Genomic DNA, 19,628 nt, shown 5'->3' with positions numbered 1-19,628 from the left:
AACCCGGTCAGCGCACGCAGCGCCTTCTCCGTACGGTTGCTCACCGGTCCGCCCCGGACCAGCTGCGGCAGCGAGCGCGGACAGCGTCGTCAGCACCGGGCCGGCATGCGCGACGGGCATGGACAGCTCCGCATCACCGAGGCACACCCGCAGGTACGGCGCGCACGGCCACGGGCTGCGGCCTCAGTGAGGAAGGCCGTACCGACCCGCTGCGGAAGCCATATAGCGGTGGTGAGATTCAGCGAGACCGGGGCCGACCGGTGCTGCCCGCCAGCACCGGCCCGGTAGCCGTCAGCGACGGTCGCGGCCGGGTCGGCGGTGCATAGATCGCGGTCGCACCAGGCGGGATGCCCCTGGTCAGGGCTTGTTCGGTGGTTCGTGAACCCTTATGCCATTTTCCGTTCACTGACGTCGGCGAAGTGGCAGGCTGACGGGTGCGGCTCGACGGCCCGAAGCACGAGCTGTGGCTCCTGGGTGGCGCAGATGTCCTGCGCCTTCCAGCACCGGGTGCGGAACCGGCAGCCTGACGGCGGGTTGGCCGGCGACGGCACGTCACCGTCGAGTCGGATCACCTCACGGTGTGACCGGGCCTTCGGGTCCGGCACCGGCACCGCCGAGAGCAGCGCCTGGGTGTACGGATGCGTCGGCCGCTCGTAGATCTCCTCCTCGGTACCGATCTCCACGATCTTGCCGAGGTACATCACCGCGACCCGGTCGGCGATGTGCCGGACCACCGACAGGTCGTGCGCGATGAAGATGTAGGAGAGCCCGAGTTCGTCCTGGAGGCTCTCCAGCAGGTTGATCACCTGGGCCTGGATCGAGACGTCCAGCGCCGAGACCGGCTCGTCGCAGACGATGATCTCCGGCTTGAGGGCCAGCGCGCGGGCGATCCCGATCCGCTGCCGCTGGCCGCCGGAGAACTGGTGCGGATAGCGGTTGACGTGCTCCGGGTTCAGCCCGACCAGGTCCAGCAACTCCTGCACCCGCTGCCGCCGGCTGCCGCGCGGTGCCGCGTCCGGGTGGATGTCGAACGGCTCGCCGATGATGTCGCCGACGGTCATCCGCGGGTTCAGCGAGGTGTACGGGTCCTGCATGACCATCTGCACGTTCCGGCGCATCCGGCGCAGCTCGGCGCCGGAGAGCTTGAACATGTCCCGGCCATCCAGCACGGCCCGGCCGCTGGTCGGCGTCTCCAGCCGCATCAGCAGCTTGGCCAGGGTCGACTTGCCGCAGCCGGACTCGCCGACGATGCCGAGCGTCTCGCCCCGGCCGAGTTCGAAGCTGACCCCGTCGACCGCCTTCACGGCGCCGATCTGGCGCTTGAAGACGATGCCCTGGGTGATCGGGAAGTGCTTGACGACGTTCTCGACCCGCAGCACCGTCTCGCCGCGTGGCTTGACCGGCCGACCCTGCGGGTTGACCGGCTGGCTCGGCGGGTTGTTGTCAGACGCGGCCATCGAGGACCTCCTGGGCGAAGTGGCAGGCGCTGGTCCGGCCGTTGCCGGGCGACCGGACTGCCGGCACGACGTCGACGCACTCCTGCCGGGCGTACGGGCAGCGGGGGTGGAACGGGCAGCCGCTGGGGATGCGCATCAGGTTGGGCGGCAGGCCCCTGATGGTGGTCAGCCGCTGGCCCTTGAGGTCGAGCCGGGGAATCGACTCCAGCAGCCCCTTGGTGTACGGGTGTGCCGGTGCCTCGTACAGCGAGTGCACGTCGGCGTGCTCGATGATCCGGCCGGCGTACATCACGGCGATCCGGTCGGCCACGTCGGCGACGACCCCGAGGTCGTGGGTGATCAGGATCATCGCCATGTTCAGGTCCCGGCGCAGCTCGCCGAGCAGGTCCATGATCTGGGCCTGCACCGTCACGTCCAGCGCGGTGGTCGGCTCGTCGGCGATCAGCACCGCCGGGTCCTGCGCCAGGGACATGGCGATCATGACCCGTTGCCGCATGCCGCCGGAGAACTGGTGTGGGTAGTCGCCGATCCGCTGCCGGGCGCCGGGGATCTTGACCAGTTCCATCAGCTCGATCGCCCGGCGCCTGGCCTGGGCCCGGGACATCCCCTCGCGCAGCCGGAGCGTCTCGCCGATCTGCCAGCCGACCGGGAAGACCGGGTTCAGCGCCGAGAGCGCGTCCTGGAAGATCATCGAGATCTGCTTGCCGCGTACCTTCCGGCGCTCCTCCTCGCCGAGCTTCAGCAGGTCGGTGCCCCGGTAGAAGATCTGCCCGGCGGGGATGACCGCCGGCGGCATGTCCAGGATGCCCATGATCGCCTGGGCGGTCACCGACTTGCCGGAGCCCGACTCGCCCAGCACCGCCAGGGTCTCCCCGGCGTCCAGGTGGTACGAGACACCGTTGATCACCTTCGCCACGCCGTCCCGGGTGTGGAACTCGACGAAGAGGTCCCGTACCTCCAGCAGGTGCCCGCCGTCGGTGCCGGCCGGCGCCGACGCGACGGCGCCGCGCCGGTTGGACTGGTCGCTCATGTGATCACCGCAGCTTCGGGTCGAAGGCGTCGCGGATCGCGTCGCCGAGCATGATGAAGGCCAGTACGGTCAGCGCCAGGAAGGTGGACGGCACCACGAGCGGTACCGCCGACTCCCGCATGTGCGTCCGGCCGGCGTCGATGTCGATGCCCCAGGAGATGGTCGGGGCCTTCAGGCCGATGCCGAGGAACGACAGTGTCGCCTCGGCGGCGATGAACGAGCCGAGCGCGATGGTCAGCACCACGATCACCGGGGCCAGCGAGTTGGGCAGGATGTGTCGCCACATGGTCCGGCCGTCGCCGGCGCCGAGCATCCGGGCCGCCGCCACGTAGTCCTGCTGCTTGGCGCTGATCACCGAGGAGCGGATCACCCGGGCGGCGGTGGTCCAGCCGAGGACGGCGAGTACGAAGATCACCGCGATGATCCGGACGTTCGGGTCGTCGCTGCCGATCCGCTTGAGCAGCACGATCGCGGCGAGCAGCAGCGGGATGCCGAGTACCACGTCGACCACCCGGGACAGCGTCGCGTCGACCCACCGGCCGAAGTAGCCGGCGAGCATCCCGACGGTGATCGCGATCAGCCCGGTGACCAGCGCGGAAAGGGCGCCGACCAGCAGCGACGCGCGGGCGCCGAAGACGGCGCGGGCGTAGACGTCGCAGCCCTGGAAGTCGTACCCGAGCGGGGCACCGCCGCCGGGGCCGGCGTGCTGCCGGGCCAGCGTGCAGTCGTGCGGGTCGTTCGCGGTGAACAGGCCGGGGAAGGCCGCCATCGCGGTGACCGTCAGGACCAGTACCAGGGAGATCCAGAAGATCGGGTTGCGGCGCAGGTCGCGCCAGGCGTCGCCGGCCAGGCTGCGCGGCCGGGCCGCCGGGTCGGTCGACCCGGCCCTGTTCCCGTCGCCCAGCTCCGTCGCCGTGACGCTCTCGAGTTCACTCATGCCTGTTGGTCCCTCACTCGTACCGGATGCGGGGGTCGAGGACGGCGTAGAGGACGTCCACCACGAGGTTCGACACCAGATAGACCACGACCAGCACGCTGACCAGGCCGACCACCAGCGGGCCGTCCTCGGTCCTGATGCCGCGGAAGAGGTTGAACCCGACGCCCGGGATGTTGAAGACGCCCTCGGTGATGATCGCGCCGCTCATCAGGTTGCCGAGTTCGACGCCGAGGAAGGTGATCACCGGGATCAGCGAGTTCCGGAGTACGTGCACGGTGACGATCCGCCGCACCGGCAGCCCCTTGGCCCTGGCGGTGCGTACGTAGTCGGAGCGCAGGTTCTCGGCCACCGAGGTACGGGTCAGTCGCAGCGCGGTGGCCAGCGACAGCGAGCCGAGCACGATGCCGGGCAGCAGCAGGGCGTGCAGGCTGGGATCGGCGCCGGCGGTCGGCGGGAAGATCGGCAGCTTGACACCGAGGAAGTACTGGGCCAGCGGCGCCAGCACGATCGTCGGGATGCCCAGCACCAGCAGGGTCAGCGCCAGGGTGGCGTTGTCGAAGATGCCGCCCCGGCGGAGCCCGGCGATCACCCCGGCGGTGACGCCGACCAGGATCGCCACCAGCAGCCCGATGAGCGCGAGCTTTACCGTCACCGGCCAGGCCTGGGCCAGCATGTCGCCGATGTCCCGCCCGGTGAGCGAGTCGCCGAGGTCGCCCCGGAGCAGGTTGCCGACGTAGTCGAAGTAGCGGTAGAAGAAGCCGCCGACGCCGGTCTGGTCCAGGTTGAACTTCTCGGTCAGGTACGCCCGCTGCGCCGCGCTGACCGGGCGTTCGCCCGCGAGTGCCTGGATCGGGTCACCCTGTCCGGCGAACATCAGCGCGTAGACGATCAGAGTGGTCCCGAAGAACGCCAGGACCATCTGGAGCAGGCGCCGCACGATGTAGCGGAACATGCTTGCTTACTCTCCGTGGGTGGGCTGGGGTGCGATGCGGCAGGGCACGGGCCGGACGACTGCGTCCGGGAAACGTTCCGGGCCACCCGTGGTCTGCACCGGGTGGCCCGGACCGGCCGTGCGGTCAGCTCAGCTGCTGACGACCTCGATCTTGGTCATGTCGACGACCTGGAAGAGGTCCACCTCGACGTTCTTGACCCGGGTCGAGTGCGCGTAGACGTTCTGGCCGAACCGGAGCGGGATCACCGGCATGTCCTGGGCCAGGATCTGCTCCGCCTGCTGGTACTTCTTGATCGCCTCGTCCGGGGTCGCGGCGGTCGTACCCTCCTGCACCAGCCGGTCGAACTCCGGGTTGCTGTACCCGTAGTAGTTCGACGAGCCGTTCGTGGTGTACAGCGGGCCGAGGTAGTTCTCCATCGACGGATAGTCCATCAGCCAGCCCATCCGGATCAGGCCGACCGGCTGCTTGCCCTCGACCTTGGTGAGCAGGTCCGAGAACTTCGGCTCGGCGACGCCGACGCACTCCACGCCCAGGTTGGCCTTGAGCTGGTTGCAGGTGGCGTCCACCCAGTCCTTGTGCCCGCCGTCACCGTTGTAGGTGATCTTCAGCTCGCTCGGGCCACCGGCGGCCTGGTACGCCTCCTTGGCCTTGGCCGGGTCGAACTCGCAGGCCTCGCCGCAGGTGTCGTCCTGGTAGCCGGCGACCACCGGCGAGACGAACGAGCGCGCCGAGATCTGCGACTCCTTGAAGATCGACTTGGCGATCTCGTCCCGGTCGATCGCCATGGAGATCGCCTTGCGCACCTCCGGCTTGCTGAACTCCTCCTGGAAGGTGGGGAAGGCCACGAACTGGAAGGACGAGTTCTGGCTCTGCTGGAACCGGTCGCCCAGGTCGGTCGCCGCGGTGCTCAGGTTCTCGGTCGGAACCGTCACGTCCACGTCGAGGTTGTCCGAGAGCACGTCGGCGTACGCCGCGGTGAGCTGCTGGTAGATCCGGAACTCGGCACCGGCGATCTTCGGCTTCTCGCCCGGGTACGCGTCGTAGCGCTCGACCTCGACCTTGGCGTCGTGCTGCCAGGTGCCCTTCATCTTGAACGGGCCGTTGCCGATCGGGGCGTCCTCGTAGCCGTCCTTGATGACGCCCGGCGCCGAGAAGGCCGCCTCCGGCAGCGGGTAGAACGCGGTGTAGCCGAGCACCGTCTTGAACTCGGTGTACGGCTTCGCCAGCGTCACCGTGAAGGTCGTGTCGTCGACCTTCTTCAGCCCGGTCAACGTCTTGGCCTTCGGCTCCGCCGCCTTCTCCGGGCCGTCGCCGTCCGGGTCCTCGGCCTGGAGGTCGTCGTAACCGGCGATCTTCTCGAAGAAGTAGCTGTTGCCCTGGCCGTTCGGGCCGTAGGCGCCGTAGTTCCAGGCGTTGATGTAGCTGTCCGCGGTCACCTTCTCGCCGTTGTGGAAGGTGTAGCCGTCCTTCAGCTTGATCGTCCAAGTCAGGTTGTCGGTCGAGTTCACGGACTCCGCGGCGACCTCGTACGGCTTGTTCTGCTCGTCGTAGTCGACCAGCGGGGCAAACAGGGCGGACAGCACCTGGTTACCGCTGGAGTCGTTGGTGTTCGTGGAAATCAGGTGCTGCGGTTCCGCGATCTGGATCGAAACCGTCGCATTCGGGTCGCTCTCCCCCGAGTCCCCGCCGCTGCCACAGGCCGCGAGGCCGAGGGTCGCGGCAAGGGGGAGGGCGGTCCAGGCAGCGAGCCTACGAACCTGCATTGAGCCTCCTCGTCTCCTTACGCTGAGCAGTCGTCCCCACACTGAGGTAACGCTGTGCAACGCTCGGCAAAGGTAGGTCGTGGCAGGACCCCTGGCCAAACCGGATGGTTACGAGTCAGTAACACAGGGGTCCGGTAGGACTTGCGGATAGCTGGTTTGAGCTGCTATCGCGGTCTCGGCGCGACAGACCGGCAAAATCGCGCGTAAAGGATTCAACCTCCCGAACTCCCCCGATCGGCCGCTGTGCACTGGGCCACCTGCTGCCCGATATTGGTCCGCATTCGCCCTGATCGTGCCTTCCATAATGTGGACAACTCCACAAGATCTTACTTAGCGTGACTAACGACACGACTACTGATAGTTAGCACTTGGTGTCGGTTGCCCGGCCGAGCAGGGGTTGGCCGAGTGGCCGATCCCGGTACCGACCGGCCGGGTGCCGGCTCGGCCCGGCGTACGGCGTGAGACGATCTGGGACGTGACGGCCACCCTTCTCGACGGCAAAGCGACCGCGGCGACGATCAAGGAAGAACTGCGCGACCGGGTGAAGGCGCTGGCCGACCGGGGCGTCGTACCGGGACTGGGCACCGTGCTCGTCGGCGAGGACCCGGGCTCCCGGGCGTACGTCGACGGCAAGCACCGGGACTGCGCCGAGGTGGGCATCGCCTCGATCCGCCGCGAGCTGCCGGCCGACGCCAGCCAGGAACAGGTGGACGCCACGGTCGCCGAGCTGAACGCCGACCCGGCCTGCCACGGCTACATCGTGCAGCTCCCGCTCCCGGTGCACCTGGACACCCAGCGGGTGCTGGAGATGGTCGACCCGGACAAGGACGCCGACGGGCTGCACCCGGTCAACCTCGGCCGGCTGGTACTCGGCTACCCCGGCCCGCTGCCCTGCACCCCGCGCGGCATCGTCGAGCTGCTCCGCCGGCACGAGGTGCCGCTGCGCGGCGCCGAGGTGGCGGTGGTCGGCCGGGGCAACACGGTCGGCCGGCCGCTCGGGCTGCTGCTGACCCGGCGCAGCGAGAACGCCACCGTGACGCTCTGCCACACCGGCACCCTCGACCTGGCCGCGCACACCCGCAGCGCCGACATCGTGATCGTGGCGGCCGGCGTGCCGGGCCTGCTCACCGCCGACATGGTCCGGCCCGGTGCCGTGGTGGTCGACGTCGGGATCACCCGGGTGATCGGGGCGGACGGTAAGGGCCGCTACACCGGTGACGTCGGGCCCGACGTCGCCGAGGTGGCCGGCAAGGTGGTGCCGATGCCGGGCGGCGTCGGCCCGATGACCCGGGCGATGCTGCTGACGAACGTGGTGGAGCGGGCCGAGGCCGAGCTGGAACCGCCCGCCCGGGGCTGAAGCCGCCGTAGTGGGCCGGAAGCCGTCGATGTGAGCCAGCACCGGCAATTCCGCCCCTGGCCAGAACCGAACACTCCTGACTGATACCGTCCGGAAATAACCAGACGGGTATCAGGGAGTGGGACGACCATGGGCAAAAAGGTCACCGTAGTCGGTGCCGGCTTCTACGGCTCGACGACCGCGCAGCGCCTCGCGGAGTACGACGTCTTCGAGACCGTCGTGATCACCGACATCATCGAGGGCAGGCCCGAGGGGATCGCGCTGGACCTCAACCAGTCGCGTCCGGTGGAGGGCTTCGAGACCAGGGTCGTCGGTGTCACCACCGGCAAGGGCGGCGAGGGCTACGAGGCGATCGAGGGCTCCGATGTCGTCGTGATCACCGCTGGCCTGCCCCGCAAGCCGGGCATGAGCCGAATGGACCTGCTGGAGACCAACGCCCGGATCGTCCGCCAGGTCGCCGAGAACGTCGCCAAGTACGCCCCGAACGCCGTCGTCATCGTCGTCTCCAACCCGCTGGACGAGATGACCGCGCTGGCCCAGATCGCCACCCAGTTCCCGCGCAACCGGGTGCTCGGCCAGGCCGGCATGCTCGACACCGCCCGGTTCAGCAACTTCGTCGCCGAGGCGCTCGGCGTGAAGGTCGGCTCGGTGCGCACCCTCACCCTCGGCTCGCACGGCGACACGATGGTGCCGGTGCCCTCCCACAGCACCGTCGACGGCAAGCCGCTGCGCGACGTGATGCCGGCCGAGCAGATCGAGGAGCTGGTGGTCCGCACCCGCAACGGCGGGGCCGAGGTGGTCGCGCTGCTCAAGACCGGTTCGGCGTACTACGCCCCGTCGGCCGCCGCCGCCCGGATGGCCCGGGCCGTGGCCACCGACTCCGGCGAGGTGATGCCGGTCTGTGCCTGGGTCGACGGCGAGTTCGGCATCTCCGGGGTCTACCTGGGCGTCGAGGCGGAGATCGGCCGCGAGGGCGTACGCCGGGTCGTGGAGACCCCGCTGGACGCCGACGAGATCGAGAGCCTGAAGGCCGCCGCCGAGGCCGTCCGGGCCAAGCAGGCCGACGTCGCCAACATGTGAGCTGTAAGGAAGGGCCCCCGCTACAACAAAAAGCGCTGTGCGGGGGCCCTTCCTTACAGTGGTACGAAGGGTTCGCTCAGGTGTGGGGTGCCGAGCGTGCCGGTCGGGCGGGCGGCCAGCTCGGCGAGGAGCCGCTGCCGGGAGGCGCGGGCGGTGGTCGGGTCGACCTCGTGCGCGTACGGCAGCTCGGGGGCGACAAGTTGCACGGCGTGCACTAGCAGATCGCCGGTGAGCAGCAGGGCGTCGTCGGCGTGCTCGACGAGTACCGACTGGTGTCCGGGGGTGTGACCAGGGGTGGCGACGATCCGTACCCCGGGGGTGAGCCGGAGGTCGCCGTCCAGCGCGTCGAGCTGCCCGGCGGCGGTGAGCGGGTCGAGCAGGTAGCCGGCCACCCCGGCCGGGTCGTGCCGGCGGAACGCCGCCACCTCGGCCCGTTGCAGCAGGTAACGGGCGTTGCGGAAGTACGGCGTACCGCCCTCGCCGGTGACCGCCCAGCCAACGTGGTCGGTGTGCAGGTGGGTGAGTACCACCGTGTCGACCTGTTCCGGGGCGATGCCGGCGGCGGCGAGTTCGGCCGGCAACCGGCCCGGGACCGGCGCCCAGCTCCGGGCCGGCGCGTCGGCCGGGCCGACCCCGGCGTCGACCAGGACCACCCGGCCGGCGTCCGGGCCGTCGTCGAAGCGGAGCGCGAAGCAGCGGAAGGGCAGCCGCCACCGCCCGTCGGCGGTCACCGCACCGGGGTCGCGTTCGTCGGCCAGCCGCCAGTGTGCGGCGGTGGCGGTCGGGAACGCCTCGGCGCGGGGCTGGAAGAACAGCCCCTCGGCGTCCGGCAGCGCGACGACGGTGACCGGGCCCACGCGGCGGCTGAGCATGGCAGGCAGTGTACGGGCCGCCGAGGCTCTCCAGTACGCTCGTACTGCTAGCGCAGATGTCCCGGAGAGGAGCGTCGCCCGATGGCGAAGATCAAGGTTACGAATCCGGTGGTAGAACTCGACGGCGACGAGATGACCCGGATCATCTGGAAGCAGATCCGCGATCAGCTGATCCTGCCGTACCTCGACGTCGACCTGCACTACTACGACCTGTCGATCCAGTACCGCGACGAGACCGACGACCAGGTGACTGTCGACGCGGCGAACGCGATCAAGCAGCACGGGGTCGGCGTGAAGTGCGCCACCATCACCCCGGACGAGGCCCGGGTCGAGGAGTTCGGCCTGAAGAAGATGTGGCGTTCGCCGAACGGCACCATCCGGAACATCCTCGGCGGGGTGGTCTTCCGCGAGCCGATCATCATGTCCAACGTGCCCCGGCTGGTGCCGGGCTGGAGCAAGCCGATCATCATCGGCCGGCACGCGCACGGCGACCAGTACAAGGCGACCGACTTCGTGGTGCCTGGGCCGGGCACGGTCACCATCACCTACACCCCGACCGACGGCGGCGCCCCGGTCGAGATGGAGGTGGCGAACTTCCCGGGTGGCGGCGTCACCATGGGGATGTACAACTACGACGACTCGATCCGGGACTTCGCCCGTGCCTCGTTCCGGTACGGCCTGGACCGCGGCTACCCGGTCTACCTGTCCACGAAGAACACCATCCTGAAGGCGTACGACGGCCGGTTCAAGGACCTCTTCGCCGAGGTCTTCGAGGCCGAGTTCAAGGCGGACTTCGACGCTGCCGGGATCAGCTACGAGCACCGGTTGATCGACGACATGGTGGCCGCCGCGCTGAAGTGGGAGGGCGGCTTCGTCTGGGCCTGCAAGAACTACGACGGTGACGTGCAGTCCGATACCGTGGCGCAGGGCTTCGGCTCGCTGGGCCTGATGACCTCGGTGCTGATGACCCCGGACGGCCGTACCGTCGAGGCCGAGGCGGCGCACGGCACGGTCACCCGGCACTACCGGCAGTGGCAGAAGGGCGAGAAGACCTCGACCAACCCGATCGCGTCGATCTTCGCCTGGACCCGGGGCCTCGCGCACCGGGGCAAGCTGGACGGCACCCCCGAGGTGACGCGGTTCGCCGAGACCCTGGAGCGGGTCTGCGTGCAGACCGTCGAGGATGGCCAGATGACCAAGGACCTGGCCCTGCTCATCTCCCGGGACGCCCCGTGGCTGACCACCGACGAGTTCATGGCCGCCCTGGACAACAACCTGGCGAAGACCCTCGCCGCCTGACCGTATCCCTCGTCTCCGGCCGCTCGCGGGTGGTTGTGCCGTGGATGTTGACGACTTGTCGTCGTTCCCGCGACAACAAGTCGTCAACATCTACTCGAAGTGCTCGGTCGGACGTCCAGGATCGGGGGTGGCTTGTGGCGTTACCGGTCGGGGGGCAGCCTCGTTGAACAGGGTGGACGTGATGCCAGTCGCGTCCAGGAAGACCGGCCCGGTCGAGGCCGCCGCGAGAGGCCCGTACCGGATGGAGCGGTCTTCCCGGCTGTTGCGCACAGCCGGCCGTCCCTTCCCTGCGGGGGGCCCTGTCCCGGGCCCCCCGCGCCCTCATTCACTCCTCGATCGGCCCCAGCGTCACCCGGCCGTCCTCGGCCACCTGCCAGTCCGGGTTGTGCGCCACCTCCCAGACCAGGTCGTTCGGGTCCGAGAAATGGCCGTGGTAGCCGCCGAAGGCAGCCCGCTGACCGGCCTTGACGATCGTCCCTCCGGCGGCGGCCGCCTGGGCCAGCACCCGGTCGACCTCCGCCGGGCTCTCGACGTTGTGCGACAGGGTGAACCCGGTCGGCGCGGGTAGCAGCGGCGTACCGGCACCGAGGTCGGCGGCGAACGCCTCCGCCTCGAAGAGCCCGAGCACCACTCCCGGGGCCACCTGGAAGAAGAGGATCTCGTCCGGTACGTCGAGCGTCGGCGTCCACCCCAGCCCGTCGACGTAGAAGTCCCGGGCCCGGTCCAGATCCCGGGTGGCGACGGTCAGGAAGTGCACGCGTTGCTCCATGACCAGTCATTGTCCGGCCCGGCAGCCTCCAGCGGCGCCTGCTTCGTCGAGATCCCGGGTCCCGCGTCCCGCCCCGCCAGCTCCGCACCCCAGCCCCGGCCCCCGAATCCGGTGCCGCTGTCCGGTGCCGCTGTCCGCTGTCCGCTGTTGATTGTCCGGGCGGTCGTGTCGAAGCCGGACAACCCGCAGCCCAGTAGACATCGGAGCAGCGGGACCGAGCACGGTGCCCGTACCAGCAGCGGGAGGGAACCCAACATGACCAGAAATCTCGTCCGACGCAGACGGCGGTTGCTGTCGGCGTCGCTCGGCGTACTGCTCAGCCTGGCGGCGCTGGTCGCCGGATCGGCGGCACCGGCGGCGGCCGGGCCGGCGGACCGGGCCTCGACCCAGGCTGCCGTACTCCGGTTCAACGCGATCTGGGAACCGGGCACCGACAACCGGGCCTGGGTACACACCTGGACCGCACAGGATCTGCTGCACCGCAACGGCGAGCTGTTCGGCCAGGGCTGGCGGATCGACTCGCTGACCATGGTCAGGGGTGCGAACGGGGAACTGCGGTACAACGCGATCTGGAAGCCGGGCAGCGGTCCGAGCCCGGTCCTGATCGGCTGGACCGAGCAGCAGTTCTTCGCCCAGGTCGGGACGTACTGGAACCAGGGGTTGCGGCCGTGGCGGATCAACCGCTACCCGCACGCCGGGAGCTTCCGGTACGACGCCATCTTCAAGCCCGGCACCGACGGCCGGCGGTACGTCGTCGACTGGACCCGGGAAAGCCTGCTCGCCGAGGACGCCAAGATGCGTGCCCAGGGGTACCGGCTGGTCCAGGTGACCGGGGTGCCGCAGAACAGCCCGATCACCAACGACATCCGCTACGTCGGCATCTGGATGCCGGGCACCGACGCCCGGCCCGTCCTGCTCGGCGGGACCTGGGACGAGGTCTCGCAGGCGAACGGCAACCACTGGGCCAGCGGCTACCGGATGAAGTACCTGAGCAGTTACCTGACCAACACCGGGGCGCTGCGCTACGACGCGATCTGGGAGCCGGGCAGCGACGGGCGGCCGGTCATCTTCGGCTGGGACGCGGCCGGTTTCGCCGCGAAGAACTCGGAGTTCTGGGCCGCCGGCTACCGGCCGACGGTGCTACAGAGTTATCTCAGTGTGAGCTGATCGTCCGCATTCGCTATGGCGGCGGCGTGCGGGCAGGACCCGTGCGTCGCCGCCGGCGATCCCGGCCCCCGAGCGTCAGGGCGCGGAGACCCCCGACCGGGAGCGGGCCAGCGCGGCGGCTGTCGAGGAGCAGGTGCGTGCTTTCGTCGTCGCCACGGACGGCCGGGGAGGCGTCGTCGGGGGTGACGGCCACGCCGACGCAGTAGTTTCAGCCGCAGCCGTCCAGTACCGGGCCGGCGGCGGCGATCTGCTCCGGAGTCAGCTGGTTGGTGGTGACCAGCTCGACCGACTTCTCCGACAGCAGCCGTGCGGCCGGTCCGGTGCCGCCGGGTGCAGCCGATCCGGTGTCGGGTCGCTCATGGCGGGCAGCCTACGACCCGGTGCCGACAGGGTCCCCTCGAAGTACCGGGGCGGCCCGAACTCAGCCGGCGGCCCGGAGGAGTTCGGCGGCCCGTTCCGGCGCGATGTCGTTGACGAAGACTCCCATCGCCGACTCCGAGCCGGCCAGGTATTTCAGCTTGTCGGCCGCCCGCCGGATGCTGAACACCTGCAGGTGCAGGTGGGCCAGGGCCGGATCGGCGTGCACCGGCGCCTGGTGCCAGGCCGAGATGTACGGCAGCGGCCGGTCGAAGAGCCGGTCGAGCCGGCGCAGCAGGTCCAGGTAGAGCGGGCCGAAGGCGTCCCGCTCGGCGTCGTCCAGCGCCGGGATGTCGGGTACCGGCCGGTGCGGCGCGACGTGCACCTCGAACGGCCAGCGGGCGGCGGCCGGCACGTACGCCGTCCAGTGCTCGTTGGCCAGCACCACCCGGTCCCCGGCGGCCCGTTCGGCGGCGAGTACGTCCGCGTAGAGGTTGCGCCCGCCGGTGCGTTCCGCGTGCCGGCGGGCCGCCGCCAGCATCGCCCGGCTGCGCGGCGGCAGGAACGGGTACGCGTAGACCTGCCCGTGCGGGTGGTGCAGGGTCACCCCGATCTCCACACCCCGGTTCTCGAAGCAGAAGACCTGTTCCACCTCGGGCAGCCCGGACAGCGCGGCGGTACGGTCGGCGAGCGCCTCCAGCACGGTACGCACCCGGCTCGGCGGCAGGGTGCCGAACGACGCGGAGTGGTCGGCGGTGAAGCAGATCACCTCGCACCGTCCCGTCCCCGGTCGCACCGCCGTGAACGGGGTGATCTCGCCGGGCAGGTCGCCGGGCCGGTCGCTGAAGGACGGGAAGCGGTTCTCGAAGACCACCACGTCGTAGTCGTACGCCGGGACCTCGCCGGAACGCTCCGGTGTGGACGGACACAGTGGGCACTTGTCGCTCGGCGGCAGGAAGATCCGGTCCTGCCGGTGCGCGGCGACCGCCACCCACTCGTCGACAAGTGGGTCGTAGCGCAGCTGCGAGGCCGGCGGCGGCAGCGGCAGGTCCCGCCGGTCCGGCCCCTCCCGGACCGTGTCCGGGCGCTCGTCGAAGTAGATCAGCTCGCGCCCGTCGGCCAGCTGCACCGCCGTCCGCCTCACCGGCCCACCTCGCCGCGCAGCGTGCGTCGCAGTTGTCTCGCCGGGCAGGCTCACCGTGCCACCTCACAGAGCAGTAGTTCCGGTACGTGTGCCCGGAGGACCTCCCGGGCCGGTTCGGGCAGGCCGGTGTCGCAGACCACGGTGTGCGCCTCGGCCAGCCCGGCGAAGGACGAGATCCCCACCGTCGCCCACTTCGTCGAGTCGGCCAGCACGACCAGCCGGTCCGCCGCGGCCAGCAGGGCACGGTTGGTCTCCGCCTCCAGCAGGTTCGGGGTGCTGAACCCGGCCCGCTCGCTCATCCCGTGCACCCCGAGGAAGACCAGGTCCAGATGGAGCGAGCGGATGGTGGCCACCGCCACCGGCCCGACCAGGGCGTCGGACGGGGTGCGTACCCCGCCGGTCAGCACCACCGTCTGGTCCGGGCGCCCGGACCGGTGCAGGATCTCGGCGACCGGGATCGAGTTGGTCAGCACGGTCAGCGCCGGTACCCCGGCCAGCCGGCGGGCCAGCTCGGCGGTGGTCGTACCCGCGGAGAGCGCGACCGCCATCCCGGCGGTGACCAGCCGGGCGGCCTCGGCCGCGATGGCGGCCTTCTCGGCCTGCTGCCGCACCGACTTGGCCGCGAAGCCTGGCTCGTCGGTGGAGCCGGGCCGGGCGGTGGTCGCCCCGCCGTGCACCTTGGCCAGCAGGCCGCGTTCGGCAAGCGCCTCCAGGTCGCGCCGGATGGTCATGTCGGAGACGCCGAACTCGCCGGCCAGCTCCGTCACCCGCACCCCGCCGGTGGCCCGGACCCGGCCCAGGATCGCCTCCTGGCGCTGCTGGGCGAGCATCAGGGTGTACCGGCCGGCTCGTCCGCTGCCGTTGCCTCTGCCGTTGCCTGTGCTGCAGCCGCCGCTGTCGCGGCGTGTGCTGGTGCGGCCGGCCGCTGTGCCAGCACCGCGACGCCGCGCGGTCCGACCCGGGTCGGACCGGCCCACTCGGTGCCGGTCAGCAGGTCGGTCCCGGCCGCGTCGACCTCCGCCGGCCGGTCGGAGCGGTTGAGCAGGAAGAGGTACGACCGCCCGTCCGGGTGCCGCCGCCGGATCTGCTCAACCCCGGGTACGACCGGACCGGTCGGCCCGGCACCCGCCTCGGCCGCGACCCGGGACAGCAGGACGCCCAGCGCGGTCTGCTCCAGCCGGGTGCCGAGATACCAGGCGGTGCCGCCGCCGGAGACCGCCCGTCGGGTGATCGCCGGACCGCCGGCAACCGGCCCGGTGTCGAAGCTGGCCAACACCTCGGCCTGCGGTGCGGCCAGCACCTCGGTCCAGACCGCCGCCGAGGTGCCGTCGTCCAGGCGTACGGTGCCGGCGGTCGGCAGCGGGAAGAACTCCTCGACCCGGATGCCGAGCAGCTCGGCGAAGGCGCCCGGCAGCGGGGCCGGCCGGACCCGGTCGCAGGCGTCCACCAGCCCGCTGTACGGGCCGACGACCAGGGTGCCGCCGGAGTCGACGTACCCGGTGAGGTTGCCGACCGCGGCGTCGTCGACCAGGTAGAGGGAGGGGGCCAGCACCAGCTTGTAGCGGCTCAGGTCGGCACCCGGCGGGGCCAGGTCGGCGGTGAACCCGGCCCGCCAGAGCGCGCTGTGCCACCGGCGGATCTCGTCGAAGGCCACCATGTCGGTACTCGGCTGGTTGGCCGCCTCCTGGGCCCAGACCGACGGGTAGTCCAGCAGCACCGCGACCTCGGCCTCGGTCCGGGAGCCCTCGACCTCGGCCAGCGCCCGCAGGTGCCGGCCCAGCTCGACCACCTCGCGCCAGACCTTCGAGTCGGTGCCGGCGTGCGGCAGCATCGCCGAGTGCCACTTCTCCGAGCCGGCCCGGCTGGCCCGCCACTGGAAGAAGAGCGCGCCCTCCGAGCCCCGGGCCACGTGCGCCAGCGCGTCCCGGACCAGCTGACCGGCCGGCTTGGCCAGGTTGCGCGGCTGCCAGTTGACCGCGCTGGTGGAGTGCTCCATCAGCAGCCACGGGCCGCCGGCCAGCGACCGGCTCAGGTCGGCGGCGAAGGCGATCTGGGCCGGCGGTTCGAGCGGGTACTCGCCGAGCAGGTAGTGGTCGTTGGAGAGCAGCCGGTCCGGGCCGGTCAGCTCCGGGCCCCAGGTCCAGTGGTCCAGGTCGACGCAGCTCGCGGTCATCAGGTTCGTGGTCACCGGTACGCCGGGGGAGAGCCGGTGCAGCGCGTTCCGTTCGGCGGTGAAGCAGGCCAGGTGCTCGTCCGAGCTGAACCGCCGGAAGTCCAGCACCTGTCCGGGGTTGGACGAGGTCGGGGTGGCCCGGGGCGGCAGCACCTGCGCCCAGTCGGTGTACGTCTGCGACCAGAACGCCGTACCCCAGGCCGTGTTGAGGGCGTCGAGGTCGCCGTACCGGTGCCGTAGCCAGTGGCGGAACGCCTCGGCCGAGACGTCGCAGTAGCAGTGCGGGTTGTGGCAGGCGTACTCGTTGTGCACGTGCCAGACGGCCAGCGCCGGATGCCTGGCGTAGCGCCGGCCGAGCTGCTCGGTAAGCGCCAGGGCGGCCTGCCGGTACACCGGTGAGCTGGCGCAGATCGCCTGCCGGCTGCCGTAGCTGAGCTGCCGCCCGTCGGCGTCCACCGGCAGCGTCTCCGGGTGGGCGGCGGAGAACCAGGGCGGTGGCGAGGCGGTGGCGGTGGCCAGGCAGACCCGGATGCCACCGGAGTGCAGCAGGTCCATGATCCGGTCCAGCCGGTCGAAGTCGTAGCTCCCTGGTGCGGGTTCGAGCCAGGCCCAGGCGAAGACGCCGACGGTGACCAGGTTGACCCCGGCCTCGCGCATCAGCGCCACGTCCTGCGGCCAGACCTCCTCGGGCCACTGTTCCGGGTTGTAGTCCCCGCCGTAGCTCAGGCCCTCGACGTTCGGCACCAGACCGGTCACACCGCCTCCAAACGCGCCCGCACGCAATCCAACAGATACGCACACTAGCGCCCGCGTGGCGCGTGTGAGGTGCTAGGAGGGGGCCCTTCCTATGCAGAATGCGATAAGGCGGGGCCCTTCCTTACAGTTGTTGCAGGCGGGACTCGACCCAGCCGGTCTCGGTCAGGTGCGCCAGCAGCTGGTGCACGCACTCGTCCACCGTCATGTCGGTGGTGTCCAGCACCAGGTCGGCGTCGGCCGGCTCCTCGTACGGGTCGTCGATGCCGGTCATCCCGCTGAGCTGGCCGGCGCGGGCGCGGGCGTACAGCCCCTTGCGGTCCCGCCGCTCGCAGACCGCCAGCGGGGTGGCGACGTGCACCAGCACGAATCCCGCCCCGGCGGACCGGGCCATCTCCCGGGCGGTCGCCCGGGCGCGGTGGTACGGCGCGATCGGGCAGCAGATCGCCAGCCCCCGGTGCCGGGCCACCTCGGCGGCGACCCAGCCGATCCGGCGTACGTTCAGGTCCCGGTCGGCCCGGCTGAAGCCCAGCCCGGCGGAGAGTTCCCGGCGCACCACGTCGCCGTCGAGGAGCGTGATGGTGCGGTCCCCGCCCTCCCGCAGCGCGTCGGCCAGCCCCCGGGCGATCGTCGACTTGCCCGAGCCGGAGAGCCCGGTGAGGAAGACCACCAGCCCCCGGTGCCGGCGCGACGGCCGGGCCCGGGTCAACTCCTTCGCCACCGCCGGCGGGGTGTGCCACTCCGGCAGCGGGAAGCCCCGGTCGAGCAGGTCCTCGATCTCCGCCTGGTCCAGCGCCAGCCGCCGGTTGCGTGGCGGGATGTCGTCCCGCCACCGCCACTGGCCGTCCCGGTTGTCGTAGGCCAGTTCCCGGGGGACGAGCATCCGCAGCCCGCCGCCGGTGACCATCTCGGTGGTGGAGAGCACGTGGGTCACCCCGTACGCCCGGGCCACCCGGGCCCGCAGCAGCGCGTCCCAGATGTCGTCGCCGCGCCGGGCGATCGGCACCGCGACGATCGTCGCCGGGGGCATCCGGTCCCGGGCCCCGAAGATGCTTCGGACCAGCACCTCCGGTGCCAGCCCGTCCGCACTGCTGCCGGCGACCGGAACCAGGATGAGCAGGTGCGCGGCGAGAGTACGGACCGCGTGCGCGATCTGCGCGAGCTGTGGCCGGTGCAGTGGCCGGTCGGCGATCACCCCGAGCACCCGCCCCGGCGGCAGCAGCTCCCGGACCTCGGCCGGCGTGCGGCGCAGCCGCTGGAACGGGCCGTGGCCGCCGTCGCCGATCCGGCGTACCGGGCCGCCGACGCCGTACCAGCCCTGGGTGGTGGGCCAGCGGTCGGCGACCTCCAGCAGCGCGATCGGCGCCCCCTCGGGGTCGGTGAGGACCAGGCCACGCTCGACCGGGTTGTCCAGGTCGAGGCCGCCGACCAGGTCCGCCGGCACCTGGAGGGTCACCGGCACCGGCCAGGGGCCGCCGTCGGCCAGCCGGCCGCGCCGGGCCACCGAGGCCAGGTCGGCCCGGCCCATGAAGCCGGCGAGCGGGGCGTACGCCCCGGAGAGCAGCAACTCCAGGTCGGCCAGCTCATAGGGGCGCGGCGTGTACGCCGGAGCATCCCGCAGCAGCTCGTCGGGCAGCACCCACCCGTTGCTCATCGCACCCCCAACTACGCCGGCCGGCACACAGTTTCGCAGCCGGCCGCCGATCGGTCGAGACCGCCACTCCCGTTTGGACGCGGCGCGACGGTTCCGCCGGGTTGCCGGCGGTGGCCATCAGGAGGTTACCGAACCGGGCCGAGTTCGGCCGCGCCGAAGGAGACCGCGAAGCGCCGGCACCAGATCGAGACACTGCGCAGCCGTTCCAGGTCGGTGCCGGCCGGCACGTCGTACGCCTGGTCGCCCCGGTTGCCCTTCAGCCGGCCGAGTTCGACGAAGCGGCCGTCGTCGAAGACGTGCCATCCTGCCCGGCCCGCCCGGACCGGCTGGTCGGAGAGCCAGACCCGCAGGTCGGGTCCGTTCGAGGTGTCCAGGTCCACCAGTTCCAGCCGGTGGCCGCCATCGGGCTGGCGGACGATCCGGGCCGTTCCGCTGGTCTCGTGTTCGTGGGTGACGAAGGTGCCCCGGCTGACCAGCACCGGCCGGTCGGCAGCGCCGGCAGCCGGCGAGGAGGGCGCGGTCGACGGGGCGACGGTCGACGGACCGGTGCTCGGCGGGCCGGTCGTCGGCGCCTCCGGCGCGGGCTCGGTGAGCCGCTCGGCGACGTTCTGGTCGACCACGAGCTTCCAGGGCTGGAACCAGTAGCCGCCGAAGATCGCGACGGCGACGAGTACGGCGGCGACCACCCAGGTCAACGGGGCGCGGAGCAGGCGACGGAACATGCGGCCAGTCAACCGGACCGACGCCGGTGCGGGTGGCCGTACCGGCTTACGAAAGTCTTACTCCTCCCCTAGGGGGGACCGCCGTCGGCGCCCGGACGATTCCGGGTACTTCCAGGGTGGCTTCCGGACCTCCGGGACGTG

At 71.0% G+C, this 19,628-nt stretch carries 16 protein-coding genes; 4 read left to right on the top strand and 12 right to left on the bottom strand.

The window, feature by feature from the left end; all coding sequences use genetic code 11:
* Positions 1-386: 386 nt before the first annotated feature.
* From O7626_RS28505 to O7626_RS28485, 5 genes are all read right to left on the bottom strand, one after another.
* The gene (locus O7626_RS28505; RefSeq protein ID WP_278064155.1) at positions 387-1,457 is read right to left on the bottom strand and encodes a dipeptide ABC transporter ATP-binding protein; all 1,071 of its coding nucleotides are present in this window, start codon (positions 1,455-1,457) and stop codon (positions 387-389) included.
* Complete coding sequence (locus O7626_RS28500; RefSeq protein WP_278064154.1) at positions 1,444-2,487, bottom strand: ABC transporter ATP-binding protein; 1,044 nt, start codon at positions 2,485-2,487, stop codon at positions 1,444-1,446. The genes O7626_RS28505 and O7626_RS28500 overlap by 14 nt, the downstream gene beginning before the upstream one ends.
* Before the next feature lie 4 nt (positions 2,488-2,491).
* A complete protein-coding gene (locus O7626_RS28495; RefSeq protein WP_278064153.1) occupies positions 2,492-3,424 on the bottom strand; it encodes an ABC transporter permease in 933 nt (310 codons plus the stop codon).
* 13 nt (positions 3,425-3,437) lie between these two features.
* The gene (locus tag O7626_RS28490) at positions 3,438-4,376 is read right to left on the bottom strand and encodes an ABC transporter permease (protein ID WP_278064152.1); all 939 of its coding nucleotides are present in this window, start codon (positions 4,374-4,376) and stop codon (positions 3,438-3,440) included.
* Between the two features lie 129 nt (positions 4,377-4,505).
* The gene (locus tag O7626_RS28485; protein WP_278064151.1) at positions 4,506-6,140 is read right to left on the bottom strand and encodes an ABC transporter substrate-binding protein; all 1,635 of its coding nucleotides are present in this window, start codon (positions 6,138-6,140) and stop codon (positions 4,506-4,508) included.
* Between the two features lie 475 nt (positions 6,141-6,615).
* Between O7626_RS28485 and O7626_RS28480 the strand changes: the two genes are divergently transcribed.
* Positions 6,616-7,497, top strand: a complete 882-nt coding sequence (locus O7626_RS28480; protein ID WP_278064150.1) for a bifunctional methylenetetrahydrofolate dehydrogenase/methenyltetrahydrofolate cyclohydrolase — start codon at positions 6,616-6,618, stop codon at positions 7,495-7,497.
* 129 nt (positions 7,498-7,626) lie between these two features.
* The gene (locus tag O7626_RS28475) at positions 7,627-8,577 is read left to right on the top strand and encodes a malate dehydrogenase (protein WP_278064149.1); all 951 of its coding nucleotides are present in this window, start codon (positions 7,627-7,629) and stop codon (positions 8,575-8,577) included.
* Positions 8,578-8,630: 53 nt separating this feature from the next.
* Here the strand turns inward: O7626_RS28475 and O7626_RS28470 are convergent, their stop codons facing one another.
* Positions 8,631-9,449 carry an MBL fold metallo-hydrolase gene (locus O7626_RS28470; RefSeq protein WP_278064148.1) on the bottom strand — a complete coding sequence of 273 codons (819 nt, stop codon included), beginning with the start codon at positions 9,447-9,449 and terminating at the stop codon, positions 8,631-8,633.
* Between the two features lie 81 nt (positions 9,450-9,530).
* Here O7626_RS28470 and O7626_RS28465 point away from each other — a divergent pair, with 81 nt between their 5' ends.
* The gene (locus O7626_RS28465) at positions 9,531-10,748 is read left to right on the top strand and encodes an NADP-dependent isocitrate dehydrogenase (RefSeq protein ID WP_278064147.1); all 1,218 of its coding nucleotides are present in this window, start codon (positions 9,531-9,533) and stop codon (positions 10,746-10,748) included.
* Between the two features lie 325 nt (positions 10,749-11,073).
* Here O7626_RS28465 and O7626_RS28460 read toward each other — a convergent pair whose 3' ends face one another.
* On the bottom strand, positions 11,074-11,517 hold the full coding sequence (locus O7626_RS28460) for a VOC family protein (protein WP_278064146.1): 444 nt from the start codon (positions 11,515-11,517) through the stop codon (positions 11,074-11,076).
* A 255-nt stretch (positions 11,518-11,772) separates the two neighbouring features.
* Here O7626_RS28460 and O7626_RS28455 point away from each other — a divergent pair, with 255 nt between their 5' ends.
* Positions 11,773-12,684 (top strand): hypothetical protein, encoded by a 912-nt coding sequence (locus tag O7626_RS28455; protein WP_278064145.1) that lies wholly within the window; start codon positions 11,773-11,775, stop codon positions 12,682-12,684.
* A 421-nt stretch (positions 12,685-13,105) separates the two neighbouring features.
* Here O7626_RS28455 and galT read toward each other — a convergent pair whose 3' ends face one another.
* The 5 genes from galT to O7626_RS28430 all read right to left on the bottom strand — a co-directional run bounded on the left by galT (position 13,106) and on the right by O7626_RS28430 (position 19,487).
* The gene (gene galT, locus O7626_RS28450; RefSeq protein ID WP_278064144.1) at positions 13,106-14,185 is read right to left on the bottom strand and encodes a galactose-1-phosphate uridylyltransferase; all 1,080 of its coding nucleotides are present in this window, start codon (positions 14,183-14,185) and stop codon (positions 13,106-13,108) included.
* 50 nt (positions 14,186-14,235) lie between these two features.
* A complete protein-coding gene (locus tag O7626_RS28445) occupies positions 14,236-15,015 on the bottom strand; it encodes a DeoR/GlpR family DNA-binding transcription regulator (RefSeq protein ID WP_278064143.1) in 780 nt (259 codons plus the stop codon).
* Positions 15,015-17,114, bottom strand: coding sequence for a beta-galactosidase (locus O7626_RS28440; RefSeq protein ID WP_278064142.1), 2,100 nt, complete (start codon positions 17,112-17,114; stop codon positions 15,015-15,017). The genes O7626_RS28445 and O7626_RS28440 overlap by 1 nt, the downstream gene beginning before the upstream one ends.
* A gap of 121 nt (positions 17,115-17,235) precedes the next feature.
* Entirely contained in the window at positions 17,236-18,765 is a 1,530-nt protein-coding gene (gene cysC / locus O7626_RS28435; protein WP_278064141.1) for an adenylyl-sulfate kinase, read from the bottom strand.
* Positions 18,766-18,890: 125 nt separating this feature from the next.
* A complete protein-coding gene (locus O7626_RS28430; protein WP_278064140.1) occupies positions 18,891-19,487 on the bottom strand; it encodes a DM13 domain-containing protein in 597 nt (198 codons plus the stop codon).
* Between the last annotated feature and the right edge of the window lie 141 nt (positions 19,488-19,628).

The organism is Micromonospora sp. WMMD1102, from assembly GCF_029626265.1.
Lineage (GTDB): Bacteria > Actinomycetota > Actinomycetes > Mycobacteriales > Micromonosporaceae > Plantactinospora.
This window is presented reverse-complemented; position numbering and strand designations above follow the sequence as displayed.

What these genes read in the sequence shown, in the direction of transcription:
- O7626_RS28505 (WP_278064155.1), bottom strand. Translation starts at nt 1,457, where the DNA reads ATGGCCGCGTCTGACAACAACCCGCCGAGCCAGCCGGTCAACCCGCAG.
- O7626_RS28500 (WP_278064154.1), bottom strand. Translation starts at nt 2,487, where the DNA reads ATGAGCGACCAGTCCAACCGGCGCGGCGCCGTCGCGTCGGCGCCGGCC.
- O7626_RS28495 (WP_278064153.1), bottom strand. Translation starts at nt 3,424, where the DNA reads ATGAGTGAACTCGAGAGCGTCACGGCGACGGAGCTGGGCGACGGGAAC.
- O7626_RS28490 (WP_278064152.1), bottom strand. Translation starts at nt 4,376, where the DNA reads ATGTTCCGCTACATCGTGCGGCGCCTGCTCCAGATGGTCCTGGCGTTC.
- O7626_RS28485 (WP_278064151.1), bottom strand. Translation starts at nt 6,140, where the DNA reads ATGCAGGTTCGTAGGCTCGCTGCCTGGACCGCCCTCCCCCTTGCCGCG.
- O7626_RS28475 (WP_278064149.1), top strand. Translation starts at nt 7,627, where the DNA reads ATGGGCAAAAAGGTCACCGTAGTCGGTGCCGGCTTCTACGGCTCGACG.
- O7626_RS28470 (WP_278064148.1), bottom strand. Translation starts at nt 9,449, where the DNA reads ATGCTCAGCCGCCGCGTGGGCCCGGTCACCGTCGTCGCGCTGCCGGAC.
- O7626_RS28465 (WP_278064147.1), top strand. Translation starts at nt 9,531, where the DNA reads ATGGCGAAGATCAAGGTTACGAATCCGGTGGTAGAACTCGACGGCGAC.
- O7626_RS28460 (WP_278064146.1), bottom strand. Translation starts at nt 11,517, where the DNA reads ATGGAGCAACGCGTGCACTTCCTGACCGTCGCCACCCGGGATCTGGAC.
- O7626_RS28455 (WP_278064145.1), top strand. Translation starts at nt 11,773, where the DNA reads ATGACCAGAAATCTCGTCCGACGCAGACGGCGGTTGCTGTCGGCGTCG.
- O7626_RS28445 (WP_278064143.1), bottom strand. Translation starts at nt 15,015, where the DNA reads ATGCTCGCCCAGCAGCGCCAGGAGGCGATCCTGGGCCGGGTCCGGGCC.
- cysC (WP_278064141.1), bottom strand. Translation starts at nt 18,765, where the DNA reads ATGAGCAACGGGTGGGTGCTGCCCGACGAGCTGCTGCGGGATGCTCCG.
- O7626_RS28430 (WP_278064140.1), bottom strand. Translation starts at nt 19,487, where the DNA reads ATGTTCCGTCGCCTGCTCCGCGCCCCGTTGACCTGGGTGGTCGCCGCC.